18 protein-coding genes are annotated in these 15,294 nt (G+C 46.7%); 16 read left to right on the forward strand and 2 right to left on the reverse strand.

Annotation, left to right across the window (positions count from 1 at the left end; genetic code table 11):
- The first annotated feature begins 3 nt into the window (after positions 1-3).
- The 4 genes from ASC49_RS04365 to ASC49_RS04380 are packed head-to-tail and all read left to right on the forward strand — an operon-like array spanning position 4 to position 2,982.
- The gene (locus ASC49_RS04365) at positions 4-777 is read left to right on the forward strand and encodes a ParA family protein (RefSeq protein WP_055461997.1); all 774 of its coding nucleotides are present in this window, start codon (positions 4-6) and stop codon (positions 775-777) included.
- Between the two features lie 5 nt (positions 778-782).
- Positions 783-2,033 carry a chemotaxis protein CheW gene (locus ASC49_RS04370; protein ID WP_055461998.1) on the forward strand — a complete coding sequence of 417 codons (1,251 nt, stop codon included), beginning with the start codon at positions 783-785 and terminating at the stop codon, positions 2,031-2,033.
- 16 nt (positions 2,034-2,049) lie between these two features.
- A complete protein-coding gene (locus ASC49_RS04375; protein WP_055461999.1) occupies positions 2,050-2,544 on the forward strand; it encodes a chemotaxis protein CheW in 495 nt (164 codons plus the stop codon).
- A gap of 27 nt (positions 2,545-2,571) precedes the next feature.
- Positions 2,572-2,982 carry a DUF2802 domain-containing protein gene (locus ASC49_RS04380; RefSeq protein ID WP_055462000.1) on the forward strand — a complete coding sequence of 137 codons (411 nt, stop codon included), beginning with the start codon at positions 2,572-2,574 and terminating at the stop codon, positions 2,980-2,982.
- Positions 2,983-2,989: 7 nt separating this feature from the next.
- Here the strand turns inward: ASC49_RS04380 and ASC49_RS04385 are convergent, their stop codons facing one another.
- Positions 2,990-3,268, reverse strand: a complete 279-nt coding sequence (locus ASC49_RS04385; protein ID WP_055462001.1) for an EscU/YscU/HrcU family type III secretion system export apparatus switch protein — start codon at positions 3,266-3,268, stop codon at positions 2,990-2,992.
- Complete coding sequence (gene fliK / locus ASC49_RS04390; RefSeq protein ID WP_141656789.1) at positions 3,269-5,074, reverse strand: flagellar hook-length control protein FliK; 1,806 nt, start codon at positions 5,072-5,074, stop codon at positions 3,269-3,271. It abuts the gene before it with no gap.
- A gap of 105 nt (positions 5,075-5,179) precedes the next feature.
- On the opposite strand from fliK, the gene ccmA reads away from it, so the two are divergent.
- From ccmA to ASC49_RS04450, 12 genes are all read left to right on the forward strand, one after another.
- Positions 5,180-5,794, forward strand: coding sequence for a cytochrome c biogenesis heme-transporting ATPase CcmA (gene ccmA, locus ASC49_RS04395; RefSeq protein WP_055462003.1), 615 nt, complete (start codon positions 5,180-5,182; stop codon positions 5,792-5,794).
- On the forward strand, positions 5,791-6,453 hold the full coding sequence (ccmB, locus tag ASC49_RS04400) for a heme exporter protein CcmB (protein ID WP_055462004.1): 663 nt from the start codon (positions 5,791-5,793) through the stop codon (positions 6,451-6,453). The genes ccmA and ccmB overlap by 4 nt, the downstream gene beginning before the upstream one ends.
- Complete coding sequence (locus ASC49_RS04405) at positions 6,453-7,199, forward strand: heme ABC transporter permease (protein WP_055462005.1); 747 nt, start codon at positions 6,453-6,455, stop codon at positions 7,197-7,199. Before ccmB ends, ASC49_RS04405 begins: the two co-directional genes overlap by 1 nt.
- Positions 7,189-7,365: a heme exporter protein CcmD gene (gene ccmD, locus ASC49_RS04410; RefSeq protein ID WP_055462006.1), complete on the forward strand. Its 177-nt coding sequence runs from the start codon at positions 7,189-7,191 to the stop codon at positions 7,363-7,365. Before ASC49_RS04405 ends, ccmD begins: the two co-directional genes overlap by 11 nt.
- Complete coding sequence (ccmE, locus tag ASC49_RS04415) at positions 7,366-7,797, forward strand: cytochrome c maturation protein CcmE (RefSeq protein WP_055462007.1); 432 nt, start codon at positions 7,366-7,368, stop codon at positions 7,795-7,797.
- 15 nt (positions 7,798-7,812) lie between these two features.
- Positions 7,813-9,750, forward strand: coding sequence for a heme lyase CcmF/NrfE family subunit (locus ASC49_RS04420; RefSeq protein WP_055462123.1), 1,938 nt, complete (start codon positions 7,813-7,815; stop codon positions 9,748-9,750).
- Between the two features lies 1 nt (position 9,751).
- Complete coding sequence (locus tag ASC49_RS04425) at positions 9,752-10,264, forward strand: DsbE family thiol:disulfide interchange protein (protein ID WP_055462008.1); 513 nt, start codon at positions 9,752-9,754, stop codon at positions 10,262-10,264.
- The gene (locus tag ASC49_RS04430; RefSeq protein ID WP_055462009.1) at positions 10,261-10,680 is read left to right on the forward strand and encodes a cytochrome c-type biogenesis protein; all 420 of its coding nucleotides are present in this window, start codon (positions 10,261-10,263) and stop codon (positions 10,678-10,680) included. Before ASC49_RS04425 ends, ASC49_RS04430 begins: the two co-directional genes overlap by 4 nt.
- Positions 10,677-11,855, forward strand: a complete 1,179-nt coding sequence (ccmI, locus tag ASC49_RS04435) for a c-type cytochrome biogenesis protein CcmI (protein WP_055462010.1) — start codon at positions 10,677-10,679, stop codon at positions 11,853-11,855. The genes ASC49_RS04430 and ccmI overlap by 4 nt, the downstream gene beginning before the upstream one ends.
- 66 nt (positions 11,856-11,921) lie before the next feature.
- The gene (gene zipA, locus ASC49_RS04440; RefSeq protein WP_055462011.1) at positions 11,922-12,938 is read left to right on the forward strand and encodes a cell division protein ZipA; all 1,017 of its coding nucleotides are present in this window, start codon (positions 11,922-11,924) and stop codon (positions 12,936-12,938) included.
- A gap of 65 nt (positions 12,939-13,003) precedes the next feature.
- A complete protein-coding gene (gene ligA / locus ASC49_RS04445) occupies positions 13,004-15,040 on the forward strand; it encodes an NAD-dependent DNA ligase LigA (RefSeq protein WP_055462012.1) in 2,037 nt (678 codons plus the stop codon).
- Positions 15,040-15,273 (forward strand): YheU family protein, encoded by a 234-nt coding sequence (locus ASC49_RS04450; RefSeq protein WP_055462013.1) that lies wholly within the window; start codon positions 15,040-15,042, stop codon positions 15,271-15,273. The genes ligA and ASC49_RS04450 overlap by 1 nt, the downstream gene beginning before the upstream one ends.
- Positions 15,274-15,294 lie beyond the last annotated feature (21 nt).

Raw genomic sequence — 15,294 nt, forward strand, 5'->3', positions numbered from 1 at the left:
GGTGTGCACATTTGGGCGGTGGCAAATCAAAAGGGTGGCGTAGGGAAAACCACGACCGTAGTTAGTTTATCCGGATTGCTAGCGGATGCTGGTCATCGCGTATTAATGATCGATTTGGATCCACATGGCTCACTCACTAGCTATTTTCGCTTTGACCCTGATTCCATTGAGCACAGTGCTTACGATTTATTTCAGGTAAACGGTAAAATTCCAGAGACATTGCCTCGTTCAGTGATTCTTGAAACAGGCCATCCTAATCTTTCGCTAATACCAGCTTCAACAGCTTTAGCAACCCTTGAAAGAAATGCTCATGCCCAAGGCGGCATGGGGTTAGTCATCTCGAAAACACTAGCGATCCTTTGGGATGATTATGATTATGTATTAATTGATAGTCCGCCAGTTCTAGGTGTACTAATGATTAATGCTTTGGCGGCATGCCAGCACCTAGTGATACCTGTACAGACTGAATTCTTAGCGATCAAAGGATTGGAGCGTATGATTCGAACGTTGACTATGATCAACCGAGCTCGAAAAAGACCTGTCCCTTATACCATTGTTCCGACACTGTATGATCGACGTACCCAAGCTTCGAATAAAAGCCTACGCAGTTTAAAAGATCTTTATGACGATGCGGTATGGCATTCGGTAATTCCTGTCGACACTAAATTGCGTGATGCGAGTACAGCCGGTGTTGCACCTTCTGCGCTAGATGCCAGTGCCCGGGGTGTTAAAGCTTACGCCAGTTTGATGGATACTTTGTTGAATCCATCTGGTTAGAAACGATGAAAGATATCAAAACGAAAGACCACACTCTCAATGGTCCGCAACAAGCACTACAAAACTATCTTAATGAGTTGCTGCAAGAGACGACCTTCTCGCAGACTGAAACGGTAGACGAGGCGAATACTGTAGAGGCTCCTGAGGTCTTAAGTGATTCACAGCCGAATGTCGAGCAATCTGACTTTGTCGAGAGTTCAGCTGAACTTGTCAGTGATCAGGAAGTGTTAAATGATGATCTAGCGTCGTCGGATGCGTTTAATGAGCCTGAATTTGATCTAGCTTTTGAGGCACATATCGATGTTCCAGAAGCAGAGGCAAGCAAAGCGGCGGACGAGATGGATTATTCTGCGTTGGATGCTTCGTTTGCTGACTTTGAAACTGCTATTCAGACCCTGCAAGCGGAGTATAGTCCTCCTTTGACACAAGCAGGAACTATTCCGACGTGGAATGTTGAGGCCACGCTATCTTCTGTCGACATGTCGTTGGAAGAGGACACTGTTCAAGATGACGAACTGGTTGATGAGCCAGAAAGTGTAGACGCTGAAGTGCCAGCGACGGAAGAAGATGATGCAAGCTTTGACTTAGAAAAAGCCTTTGCAGAAGTTGCAGCGCAAGAAGCCGCTATGCAGCAGGTTGACGAGCTAGAGGAAGTGGCTCAGATTGAAGAGCCAGAGCCAGAGCCAGAGCCAGAGCCAGAGCCAGAGCCAGCTGAAACGACTGATAGTGATGTGCCAGTAATCGCGCAACCGACCCCGTCAAAATACGTTGCCAAAACCGAGCCTTTACCGTGGGCTAAGAGCCGATTTGAGTGTTTGTTATTCTATGTGGGCGGCCTAAAAATGGCTGTGCCGTTAGTGGAGCTGGGTGGTATCTATCAATCTAACGATGACAAACTAACGGAAATATTTGGTCAGCCTAAATGGTTTATGGGAATGGCAAATGTTGGCGACCATAATATCCGAACGGTTGACACGGCCCGCTGGGTGATGCCGAATCACTATGATGGAGATTTGAAAGATCATTTTAAATTTGTCATTCAATTGGATCGCTCAGATTGGGGCTTGGCTTGTGAGAAAGTTGCCGAAGCCATTTCTCTTGAGCCATCACAAGTAAAATGGCGTTCAGACCGTAGCCGTCGTCCTTGGTTAGCGGGTACAGTAATTGACCATATGTGCGCTATATTAGATGTTCAGGGTTTTATTGAATTGCTCGAAGATCCGGTTAACGGTTTTCGAAAACATTTAAAAGATTAAGCTTGTAGAGGTCGTTATGTCGACGAGTATCGCTTTAAAAAAAGAAGTCAAAGAAAACGATGATCCAATGTTGCAATGGGTGACATTCCGTCTTGATCAAGAGATTTATGGCGTGAATGTTATGCAGGTCAAAGAGGTCTTACGTTATTCCGAAATTGCTCCAGTACCAGGGGCTCCAGCCTTTGTACTAGGAATTATTCATTTGCGCGGTACGGTCGTCACCGTCATTGATACTTGCCAGCGTTTTGGTCTGATATCGGGTGAGATTACCGATGCGACTCGTATTATGATCGTCGAAGTAGAAGGTCATGTGATCGGTATTTTAGTGGATGCAGTCTCTGAAGTCGTGTATCTGCGTCAATCTGAGATCGAAGTGTCGCCAAGTGTGGGTAATGACGAGTCATCAAAATTCATCCAAGGTGTCTGTCATAAAAATGATACTTTGTTGATTCTGGTAGATTTAGATAAAATGCTTTCTGAAGATGAGTGGAGCGAAATCGCTTCCATGTAAACTAGATCCAGTTTTGGAAGGCGATTGATGGAATCTCAGTGGATTTTTAACTTATTGTTAGTGCTGCAGTTTTTTTTATTACTGGCATTGGCAGTGTGGGCGTACCGTCTTTCGCGTAAGTTAAAGAAATTTGAACGCTCTGTGCATGAAGCCGAGTTAGCGCAGAAAAAGCAAGTACAAGTACTTGCTTCAGGCTCTATTGGCATGGGACGTCGTCTAGTTGCCATTGAGAAACGTCTAAATATGGCGGTGGAACGCCAGTCAGAACTGATCTCAAAAGAAGGCAGTAGTGTCTCCTATAATCGCGCAATGGAACTTCTTGATATGGGGGCATCTGTGGATGACTTGGTATCAAAGTGTGGTTTGATCCGAGCCGAAGCAGAATTAATCAGCCTATTAAAGAAAGAGTCGCGTCGTAATAGCAACCAATCGCATTAATTGGTTGCTATCCCTTCTTGTAAAAATCAGATGTGCCTTTCAGCGAATGTGAGAAGGCAATGATTTCAGCGACGGCTAAATACAGCGTTTCTGGTATTTCGTCGCCCAGCTCCAGCGTGGACAATACTTCTACTAATTCGGGGCTTTTGTGTAACAACACATTGTTTTCCTCCGCCACCCGCATGATTTGTTCTGCTAAATACCCTGTACCTTTTGCAGTAACGATCGGTGCACTTTGGAAATCATACTTCAGTGCGACGGCTTTTTTGGGATTGGGGGGAGTCATTTAGGTTCTCACATCAATTAGGCGTTGTTGTGTCGGCTCTTGATATTGGTTTGGCTTATCGTTCAACTTAGCACGAAAGCAATCAAGGGTTTCGACTTCGACCTGTTTACTTCTTAGGTTGTCGCGTAACTCATCAAGACGCTGGCGAATCATTTGTTCCGTAGTAGGAGCTTCTACGGCGAATAAAATACCAACCTTTTTATCTTGGATGCTGGCACGAGCCTCGAATCGACCGGTTTCCTCAAAGTCGAATTTTAACTGAACAAGCCAACGTCGCTTATGGGGCTCAACTTCCTTGTCTTTGTCAGACGCATCTTTATCAATCCTTAAATTCACTACGGAGGTGCTTTGACCATCTTTTATAGGGATTTCAATGCTCAGGGGTAAAATGGAGCCGTCTTGTTGCGCGTTTTCGATAAGATGACGCACTTGGCTGGTGGTGATGCGCTCGATGGCGCCAGCCACTAAACTCATTGCTTGCTGAGAGTGCGTTGCTTGTGGACCTGTCGTATTAGCCTGCTTAGATATTTCAAGATTTGCACCTTCCAAACGAGATAGATTGAGCTTCAAGTCTGAAGTTAAATTAGTTTTCTGTGACAAATTATGCTCACTAAAAAGCCCTGAATTCTGAATGGCTTGTTTAATGCCATCACTTGATTGGGTCAAACTTTGTAGATTTGGTAATTGTTTGACCAGCTGCTCTAAGGCAACAGCGACTTTTTCCGGCAGAGCAGTTCCACTTTGTGCCAAGTGATTAAGCTGACGGATCATGGAAACAAACTCCTGAGGCGAAATTTGTTTGGGTAGTGTCTGTTTTAGACCTTCAGTTAGGGTCGTTGCGGTCGGTGAAGGTCGCTCGGTAGGGTAAAGTTGTAATTGACCTTGCTTATCGACCATGACCGTCAGTGTTTCTCCCACTTTGAGTGGATGCTGAGTGTTGAGCGTGAATTGCTCGTTACCGTCGGTAACTACAGCGCTAAATGTCGCATTGGCCCCAGTATTTGCAGTTTGAGGGAGGGGGGGGCGTGTCTCTTGTGGTGACACTTGCGTGATCACTGTTGGATTAATAGTTGTCTTGTTGACTGCTGGTGTTGTTGATGCCGGTGCAGAGACTGCTGCACTGTTAGTGGCTTGCGCATTGGATGGCGAAGTTGGTCTGCTGGTTGATATGTTTGAGTTGGTTGAACTTGTTTGGCTTTGTGGTGACGGCGTTGTGGTTGTTTTAGGTAGCGGCGTATTGCTGCCAATCACCGTTAATATGATGGGGCGACTGGCAATAGCGACTTGGGCGATGGTCTGAGCCTGCTGTGGACTGACGGGTGCTGGGTTGGATGTCATTGAGGTATTTTGTGTGGCATTTGTAAGGTTTTGTTGACCCGCTACGGAACTAGCTGGCATAGCTGTGCTCGAACTTGCAGAGCTAGTTGGATTGGCCGCAGGTGAGGGGATTTGAGGCTGAGTTACCACATTTGTTGTTTGAGCGGGGCGTTGGTTGAAAACCGTTAGAGATGCTTGGTTACCAGATACGTTTAAGGTTCCCTTGTCGCCCGCTTGTAGGTTGGGGCTTGGTTTATTATTGACTAACGTATACTGCTGTTGGTCGCTACGGGTTATACCGATTAGTTGCTGATTGCCGCTCGTGGTTTGTGCATTCTTAACCGAAGTAATTTGAATAGGGTGCAGGCCATCAATCAATTTTAATTCGCTGCCGAGTTTGGCTAGGGCACCAAGGTTCGCCGTCGACGTGGTTGGTGCTGTCGAGGTTTTTCCTTGCCCAGAAACAAGCGAATTTATGTCCGTGATCATGCTTTCACCACCCTTTCTTTCTGAAAAGCTAGAAATATATTTTATAATAGGCGCCAATTTAGAGCCTTGCTCTAACTCTATTAACGGCCAGTATGGGTAATTCTTTTGCAAAAAACAGTGGACTTACAAGTGAAAGACCTTTGGATTGAGCGAGGTGAGCGAGATCTCTGTCGTCACCTGACGTTTTCAGTCCAAAGTGGTGAGTTGGTTCGCATCGCAGGAGAGAATGGCGCAGGCAAAAGCTCGCTGATGAAATCTATTTTAGGATGGCTTCATTTTGCAGAAGGCACTCTTGAATTCAATGGTGAAGATGTCACACAACACCGGGATATGTTATTGCAGAATCAGCTCTATCTTGGCCATACCCCAGGCATTAAAAATGTTTTTACCGCATTGGAAAATCTAAAGCTCTATTGCCCAGATGCTGCCGAGGATGACTTAGAACAAGCCTTGGTACAAGTTCAATTAGGGGCGTTTGCCGATACCCCTGCGGCGCAGTTATCCGCTGGACAGAAGCGCCGTATCGCCTTAGCCCGCTTGTGGTTGACGGATAAAGCCTTGTGGTTTTTGGATGAGCCATTCACGGCGTTGGATGTGAAAGGTGTCGAAGCCTTAGAGAAGCGTATGTCCGAGCATTTAAGTGTTGGTGGAGCGATAGTGATTACCACCCATCAGCCATTGTTAAATCTGTCGCCTAAGGTCATTGAGCTCGCAGCATGAATTATCGATCCTACTTTAAAGCCGAGTGGCTTTCATTGCTGCGACGTAAGCAGGATACGCTTAATGCACTGCTGTTTTTTGTGATGGTTATTACCCTGTTTCCTCTTGGTGTAGACCCTAGCGCTGACTTTCTTGCCCCCGCCGCTGGCGGCATTATTTGGTGTGCGACCGCTCTGTCGGTTTTGATGGCCGTGGAAGGTATGTATAAAGAAGACTACAACGATGGTTCTTTAGAGCAGTGGTTGGTCAGCGGTTTGTCCGTTACCTTGTTGGTGTTTTTAAAGGTCTTGGCACAGTGGCTGATAGTCGTGGTGCCGTTAATGATTGTATTGCCTATATTAGCGCAAATGCTGTTTTTACCTATGTCTGTACTCGGTGTGGTCATGCTGTCAATTTTATTGGGAACACCAGCACTGTTTTTCATCGGCTCTATTGGTGCTGCTCTAACGGTATCATTGCGCCGCGGCGCCGTATTAATGTTGTTGTTAATATTGCCCTTGTATATTCCGGTAATTGTGTTCGCGACTGGCGCAATCCGAGCGGCGCAATTAGAGATGGCTTATTCAGGTCAACTAGCTATTCTTGCGGCCATTTCTTTGGTCGCTTTGGCGCTGTCCCCTGTGATGGCGGCGATTTCAATCAGAGCGAGTGTTAATTAATGAATTGGACGTGGTTTCATAAGCTTGGCTCACCAAAGTGGTTTTATCAATGGGCCTCAAACTGGGGTGGGCGCTGTGTTTATCTCGGTCTTGCATTACTGGTAATTGGTATCATCTGGGGCTTAGGCTTTGCTCCTGCGGATTACCAGCAAGGCAATAGCTTCCGTATTATCTATATTCATGTGCCAGTCGCCGTGCTAGCACAAAGCTGCTATCTAGGTATGGGGATCGCCGGATTTGTGGCTTTGGTATGGCAGATGAAGTTGGCGCCAGTGTTTATTAAGTCGGTGGCACCGGTTGGGGCGGTCATGGCCTTTATCGCATTGGTGTCGGGGGCGATTTGGGGAAAACCTACTTGGGGCACTTGGTGGGTTTGGGATGCCCGTTTAACCTCAGTATTGGTGTTGTTTTTACTGTATATGGGGGTAATTGCAATCCAGAATGCCATCGATGATCAAGTGTTTGCAGACAAAGCGGTTGCGGTGGTGAGCTTGGTGGGCGTTATCAATCTGCCGATTATTAAATACTCGGTGGAATGGTGGAATACACTGCATCAACCTGCCACGTTCAAGTTAACGGAAAAGCCGTCTATGCCAATGGAAATGTGGTTGCCGTTGCTGTTTTCAGCATTAGGGTTGTATTTATTTGCTGCAGGGCTTGCCATGTGGCGTATGCAGAATGAAGTGTTAGTGCGTGAACGTAAAGCCAGCTGGGTTAAAAAAGAGGTATTAGAACATGGCGTTTGAGTCTATTCCTGAGTTCTTGAAAATGGGAACACACGGCATCTATGTCTGGTCTACCTATGGGATTAGCCTGATTGCATTAGTTGGCTTATTTGTTTCGACGCGAGTGAGCAATTGCAAGCTTCGTAAGCAGTTGAAGAAACGTTATCAAAGGGAGCAAAGTCGTTAAATGCATCCAGTTCGTAAAAAGCGCATGATCACGATTGCCGTTATCTTAGTGATCTTGGCGGCAGCCATTGGTTTGGTGATGTATGCCCTGTCACAAAATATCAACTTGTTCTATTCGCCGACGCAAATTGCTCAAGGTGAAGCACCGCACAATGTCACCATTCGCGCTGGTGGTATGGTGGTGGAGGGCAGTGTCGAACGTCATTCAGAAACGTTAGATGTTGCTTTTAGCGTCACAGATTACCAACACAATGTGCGGATTCAGTACACGGGGATCTTGCCGGACTTATTCCGTGAAGGTCAAGGTATCGTTGCTCAGGGTAAGCTGAATGAGAATGGTGTTTTAATTGCTAGCGAGGTGTTGGCAAAACACGATGAAGAATACATGCCACCAGAAGTCACCGATGCGCTAGAAAAGGCGAAGGCCCAGTAAGGACACAACATGATTATGTTACCCGAGATCGGGCACTACTTTTTAATTCTCGCAATGCTGTTTGCCTTGGCATTAGCGATTTTGCCAATGCTTGGCTACTGGCAGCGCAATGCGATTCTCTTAGCCGCAGCAAAACCGCTGACATATGTAATGATGGCGTTGACTTGTGCCAGTTTCCTCATACTTGCCATTGCCTTTGCCCGTGATGATTTTTCTATCCTCTATGTGAGCCAAAATTCAAACAGTCTATTGCCAATTTGGTATAAAGTCAGTGCAGTTTGGGGCGGTCATGAAGGTTCGTTATTACTTTGGATAACGATTTTAACCTTGTGGGCGTCTCTGGTTGCGTACAAAAGTGAGACCTTGCCGAACAGCACCGGTCCCGTAGTATTGAGTGTCCTTGGGGTTGTTGCCACAGGCTTTTTAGCATTTATCCTGTTTACTTCATCCCCCTTTATTCGCTTATTACCGGACCAGCCTGTTGACGGCGTCGATCTGAACCCTTTATTGCAAGATATCGGTCTAATCATTCATCCGCCGATGCTGTACATGGGCTACGTTGGTTTTTCTGTTGCCTTTGCGTTTGCCATTGCCGCTTTGATTACCGGTAACTTAAACGCGTCGTGGGCCCGTTGGGCGCGCCCTTGGACCAATGTCTCGTGGGCATTTTTGACACTTGGTATTGCCTTGGGTAGCTGGTGGGCATATTACGAGTTAGGCTGGGGCGGCTGGTGGTTCTGGGATCCCGTGGAAAATGCTTCGCTAATGCCTTGGTTGGCGGGAACGGCCTTGATTCATTCATTGGCGGTAACGGAAAAGCGCGGAGTGTTTAAAAGCTGGACGGTATTACTGGCCATTTTTACCTTCAGTTTATCGTTACTTGGCACGTTTTTAGTGCGCTCGGGGGTACTCACTTCCGTTCACGCTTTTGCTTCGGATCCAACTCGTGGTGTGTTTATTTTGGCGTTGTTGGTCATCATTATTGGTAGCAGTCTATTCCTTTATGCGCTGCGAGCATCGCAAGTCAAATCGCAGGTCAGTTTTGGTCTAACCGGACGTGAGTCATGGCTTTTAATCAATAATATTTTGTTGACGATTCTAACGCTGACGGTACTGCTAGGAACGCTATATCCGCTAATTTTTGATGCATTTGATCTAGGTAAAATTTCAGTTGGGGCACCATACTTCAATGCAGTGTTCAGCCCGATTGCTTTGTTGCTGATTGTCTTTATGGGCATTGCTCCGTTAGCGAAGTGGCACAGCACCAAAGGAGCTTTGTTATGGCGGATGGCATGGTTGCCAGCGCTGTTGGCGGTTACGCTCTCGGCGCTTGTGTTTACTTTTCATACGTTTGACGCTTATTTGTGGCTGAGTTTTGCTATTGCCCTTTGGCTGGTACTCATGTGTGTTCGAGATTGGCTAGATAAGGTACTTTCGGCACGCCAATCATTATGGCAGCGGGCACGAAAATTACCGCGCCATTACTATGGTATGCAACTCGCACACATGGGGGTGGCTGTGAGTTTGATCGGCGTGATCTTTGTTAGCATGAACAGCACTGAAACGATTGTTCGTATGGCGCCTGGTGATCGTGTCACCTTGGGAAGCTACGAGTTTGAATTTTTAGGTACGCGCCATGTCGAAGGACCTAATTATACGGCAGACACGGGCGTTATTAATGTGTACCAAGATGGTGTTGTTATTGCTCAAATGCTGCCGCAAAAGCGTCTTTATAAAGCGCGCCAACAAATGATGACGGAAGCCGCTTTGAATCCGGGGTTTACCCGAGACCTATACATTTCTCTTGGTGAGCCATTGGCGAATGGTGCCTGGGGGGTTCGAATTTACATCAAATCCTTTGTGCGTTGGATTTGGTTAGGTGGCCTTTTAATGATGGCCGGTGGCTTATTGGCTGCTTGGGACAAACGTTACCGCCGCAAAATAGGAGCTTAACGTGAAGAAAATACTCTTTTTTATACCTTTCCTAGTATTCGTCGCATTGGGGGTGGTGTTTTATCAGCAACTAGGTAAAGACACGGAATACATGCCATCTGCCTTAGTCGGTAAGAATGTTCCAGAATTTAAACTGGTGAACATGGAAAGCGATACCGTGGTCAGTAACGGTGACATGCCAAATGAGCCGTATCTGCTAAATTTCTGGGCCACTTGGTGTCCATCTTGTAGTGCTGAGCACGCGTACCTTGGTGAGTTAGCAGAGCAGGGCGTAAACATTGTTGGTGTGGATTACAAAGATGAACCCCCTGCTGCTAAAAAATGGTTAGCGGAACGTGGTAATCCTTATTCACTTGTCTTACTGGATGAAATGGGGCGCTTCGGGGTCGATATGGGCATCACGGGGGCGCCAGAGACGTTTGTAGTCAGTGCTGAGGGTAAAATCCTATATCGTCACCAAGGTGTGGTAGACGCCGAGGTATGGGAAAACCTTCTCAAGGAACATATGCAATGATTGGACGTTTATTAAGCTTGATGCTATTGACCCTAGGAGTATGGGGCGGTGCTGCGATCGCTATGGAGGTTTTAGAGTTTCAGACGCCAGAAGATCAAGAGCGCTATCGTGTCCTCACGGAAGAACTGCGTTGTCCTAAGTGTCAGAACCAAAATTTAGAAGATTCCAATGCTGGGATTGCTGTGGACCTTCGTAGTCAAATTTACGCTATGGTTAACGACGGTAAATCCAACCAAGAAATCATTGATTACATGGTCGCGCGCTATGGAGAGTTTGTCCTGTATCGCCCTGTACATGACTCAAGTACCGCCGTGCTCTGGTATGGCCCATTTGTGTTACTGCTAGTGGGCGGATTGATTTTCATCTTGGTGGTGTTCAAAAACAAACGTCAATCTGACAAGGACGCCAAATTATGATGCTCGCTTGGATTGTAATGATTGCCGTGACTGCGATCAGTTTGCTGTATGTGATGCGTTCGATTTTGCTACAGCGAGGCTATCAGCAGCAGGAAGACTCTGGGAAAAGCTTTTTAGCGATTCGCAAGCAGGAAGTGGCAGAAGAGCTGGCGGCAGGGCGCTTAACTGATAATGAAGCGAAACAGTTAAATGCGGATATTGTCAGCGAAGCGCAATATATTAACCAACATGGTGCCTTGACCCTAAATAAAGAAATTCGTTGGGCTCGTATTGCTTTGTCGGCTGCAGTAGCGGTGATTTTGGTTGGTTCAGTTTTCCTTTATCAGCGTCTTGGTTTTGCTCCGGATGTCATGTTTACACAGAAAATGGTCGAGCGTAGTGCGAGTGATGAAGATATTTCTGAGTTCCTAAATTATCGTGTGGCGCGTTATGACCGAGCGGAAGATTGGTATTATTTGGCCAGTGAGCAAGTGTTAGCTGGGGATTATCCGGCGGCGATCGCCTCTTATCGCCGAGTCTTAAAAAAGCTAGAAGTGGATTCGGCTGATCGAGTGAATGTGCAAGTTGAGCTAGCTCAGGCCATGTTTTACGCTAATAACAATACTGTCTCGCAAACGATGCGTGAGACGGTGGCGGAAGTTCTAAAAACGGCACCAAATAATGTCAAAGCGCTTGGTCTGCAAGGAATCATTGATTTTGATGCGGCCGACTATCAAGCTGCTGTCATGACCTGGCAAAAAGCCATTCGGCTTGGCAGTGATCGTCAAGAACGTATGGATTTATTGTCAGGAATTGCGGCAGCTCGTAAGCAAGGTGGAATTACTGAGGAGCAAGTTCCTGCCTTGATCACTCATAGGTTACAGTTGCAATTGGTGTTGGAAAAAGGCGTGTTGTCTAACGACGATGTTTTCTTAGTGTATGCTAAGTCATCGGATCAACCGATGCCGATTGCCATTCAGAGAATTTCGGCAGCGGAATTTGGCGTACCGATCGTATTAACGAATATTGATAATCTGATGCCAGGGAAGACGTTATCTGATGTGGAGCAGGTCGAAGTCGTTGTGAAACGTTCTCAAAATAATGCCCAAGACCTCACACAGGGTGAAATAGTTGGTTATTTATCGTCCGTACCAAGCCATAGCAGTAACATTTTTAAGGTCAATGTCTCCTTATAATTGAAACCAGCTTCGCTTCGACTGATAATACGGGCAAATGTATTGATCTAAAGCGGATTTTTTATAATGGATTTTAGCTTGCGTGAGTGGCTAATTTTAATTGGTGTCATCATTATCATTGGCATACTAGTTGATGGTTTCCGTCGTTATCGCAAATCTCAGACGTTAGCCAACGTCTCAGATGATGATAATTATGAAGACCCAGAAAAGCGTCAAAAAGAAGCGGTGTTACGTCGTGAGTTGCCGAACGGTGGCGCGCGTCCAGTTGCTCGCCCAGTGGAATCAGCAGACCCAGTTATGAATGCTTTCGAAAATGCTCGAAAGACATCTCGTAGTCCGTTAACTGATTTACCACATAAGGTAGATGCAGGACCTGAGTTGGATCGTAATGATCAGTTCGAGCTGGAAGAGTTGGCTTCACTTGTCCCTGAGCGTTTCGACCAGTCAGATAAAGAACCAATCAAATCTGATCAAGATTACGGCGATGTGCTGTACGATGGATACGATGAACTGGATGTTGGACATCAAGAATCCGATCTAGAAGAAATTGATTTAGAACGCAGTTACTCAAGTGTCGATCTAGGGCAGTCTTCTCATTTCTCGAACGAGGAGGACGAACCTGAAGATGTGGATGAAGAAGCTGAAATTGAGGAAGTTATTGTCATTAATGTGTTTGCGCCAAAAGATGATTCTTTTGCCGGGATGGAACTGCTGCAGTTAGTGTTGAACTGCGGTATGCGTTATGGCGATATGGACATTTTTCATCGACATGAAGAAGGTTTCGACAAAGGTAAAATCCAGTTTTCCATGGCCAATGCAATTGAGCCAGGTACGTTTGATTTGGATACCATGGGTGAAACTGAATGCCCAGGGGTAAGCTTCTTTATGGGCTTGCCAGGACCAAAGAACAGCATGAAGGCCTTTGACTTTATGCTCGAGACGGCACAGGCCTTAGTACGAAATTTAGGTGGTGAATTGCGAGATGAACGCCGTGAGCCAATGAGCGAACAGACCATAGCCCATTGCCGTCAGCGTATTAAAGACTTTGAACGCCGCCAGCTGACCAAAAAACTGCGTCAGTAACTCCCCAAATATAAGGCCCCTAAAGGGGCCTTTATTCTTTCTATCTGTATTTGTTTGAGAACACTATGAGCGACCATCAAGCCTCTACTTTGGCAGACCTTCAAGCGTTAACGAAAAAATTAAACGACTACAGTTATGCCTATCATGTGCAAGATGCCCCTGTAGTGCCGGATGCGGAATACGATCGCTGCTACCGTGAATTACAGCAACTAGAAGCGCTACATCCGGAGTGGGTCCAACCCGATTCACCTACGCAACGAGTAGGTGAAAAGCCTGACAATGGCTTTGTTTCGGTGGAACACACGATTCCTATGCTGTCCCTTGATAATGCTTTTGATCACGACAGCATGATTGATTTTGATGAGCGTGTGCGTAAGCTGGCAAATGCTACGTCGATTACCTATTGCTGCGAACCCAAGTTGGATGGATTAGCCATCAGTATTCGTTATGAAGACGGTCGTTTGGTTCGCGGCGTTACCCGTGGTGACGGCTTAACCGGCGAAGACATTACCTCTAATATCAAAACCATTTACTCGGTGCCATTAAAACTGCGTACGGACAACCCCCCTCCGGTGCTGGAAGTGCGTGGTGAGATTTATATGCCCAAAGCGGGCTTTGACAAGCTGAATCAGCAAGCGGTAGAAAAGGGCGAAAAAACCTTTGTAAACCCGCGTAATGCCGCGGCGGGTAGTTTGCGTCAGCTTGATCCTAAGATTACTGCATCCCGTCCATTGGTGTTGTGCGCTTATAGCATTGGTTATGCTGAGGGATGGCAGCAACCTGAAAGTCATTATGAAGGCCTACTACAGCTTGCTGAGTGGGGCTTTAAAACCAATAGCTTGATGGCACGTGTTAATGGGGTACAGGGCTGCCTAGACTATTACGACAAGCTGGCCGCAGAACGTGATGGCTTAAGTTACGATATCGATGGCATTGTCTATAAAGTGGACAGTATTGCCCAGCAAAAGCAACTAGGCTTTGTCGCGCGTGCGCCTCGTTGGGCAATCGCCCGTAAATTCCCAGCTCAAGAAGAAGTAACGCAAATCCTAGGTGTCGACTTTCAAGTGGGGCGTACTGGTGCCATAACGCCTGTGGCGCGCTTACAGCCAACCTTTGTTGGCGGTGTGACCGTTTCGAATGCGACACTTCATAACCAAGATGAAATCGAACGTTTAGGCGTTAAGGTCAACGATTGGGTTGTGATCCGCCGTGCTGGTGATGTGATTCCTCAGGTGGTTCAGGTGTTGGAAGAGCGCCGTCCTGACAATGCCCAAGAGGTTGTTTTCCCTACTCACTGCCCGGTGTGTGATTCGGATATTGAGCGAGTGGCTGGAGAGGCGGTCCAACGCTGTACTGGAGGCTTGGTCTGTGGTGCTCAATTAAAAGAGCGTTTGAAACACTTTGTCTCGCGTAAAGCGATGGATATTGATGGTCTTGGGGATAAGTTGATTGAACAATTGGTGGATGCCAAGCTGGTCACGACGCCGGTGGATATTTACCTTCTTAAAGACAAACCTGCACGTCTGTTGGCGATGGAACGCATGGGCGATAAGTCTGTAGAAAAGCTGCTAAACGCCATAGAACAGTCCAAACGCACCTTATTTAATCGCTTTGTTTATGCATTGGGGATTCGTGAAGTCGGTGAAGCCACGGCACGAACACTAACCCAGTACTTTGTTTCCCTAGACAAGCTGATGGCGGCGACGGAGGCAGAGTTGATCGAAGTGGAAGATGTTGGGCCAATTGTCGCCCAGCACATCCGACTGTTCTTTGATCAAGAGGATAACGTGGCGACGGTCGAAGGCTTATTAGCACAGGGGATCACATGGGAGACAGCACTTAAAACGGATGTTAGTGAGCTGCCACTTGCAGGCAAAACCTATGTGGTGACTGGAACTCTAAGTCGTTATTCGCGTGACGAAGTAAAAGATCTATTGATTAAGCTAGGTGCAAAAGTCAGTGGCTCGGTGTCGGCGAAAACTGATTGTTTGGTTGCAGGCGAGAAAGCGGGTTCGAAGTTGACTAAAGCTCAGTCTCTGGAAGTACCAGTGATGGACGAAGACGCCTTGCATGCGATGTTAGTAGAGCTAGGAGCAGTGTAATGGATACAGTGATCCCTTTTGAGTCCCTAGAACGAGAAACTCTCGAGAACGTTCTCAACGACATTGTGTCTCGAGATGGCACTGACTATGGGGAATACGATTTATCTCTTGAACAGAAGCGAGAACAAGCCCTACGCGCGCTTAAGTCGGGTGATGCCGTGCTGTTGTTTGATACAGAAAGCGAAACCATTCAATTGGTTGGTAAAAGAGCCTTGCAGCAGCGTTACGATTAAATACAGGTCTAGATCCGCTAA

This window comes from Marinomonas fungiae, from assembly GCF_001418205.1.
Taxonomy (GTDB): domain Bacteria; phylum Pseudomonadota; class Gammaproteobacteria; order Pseudomonadales; family Marinomonadaceae; genus Marinomonas; species Marinomonas fungiae.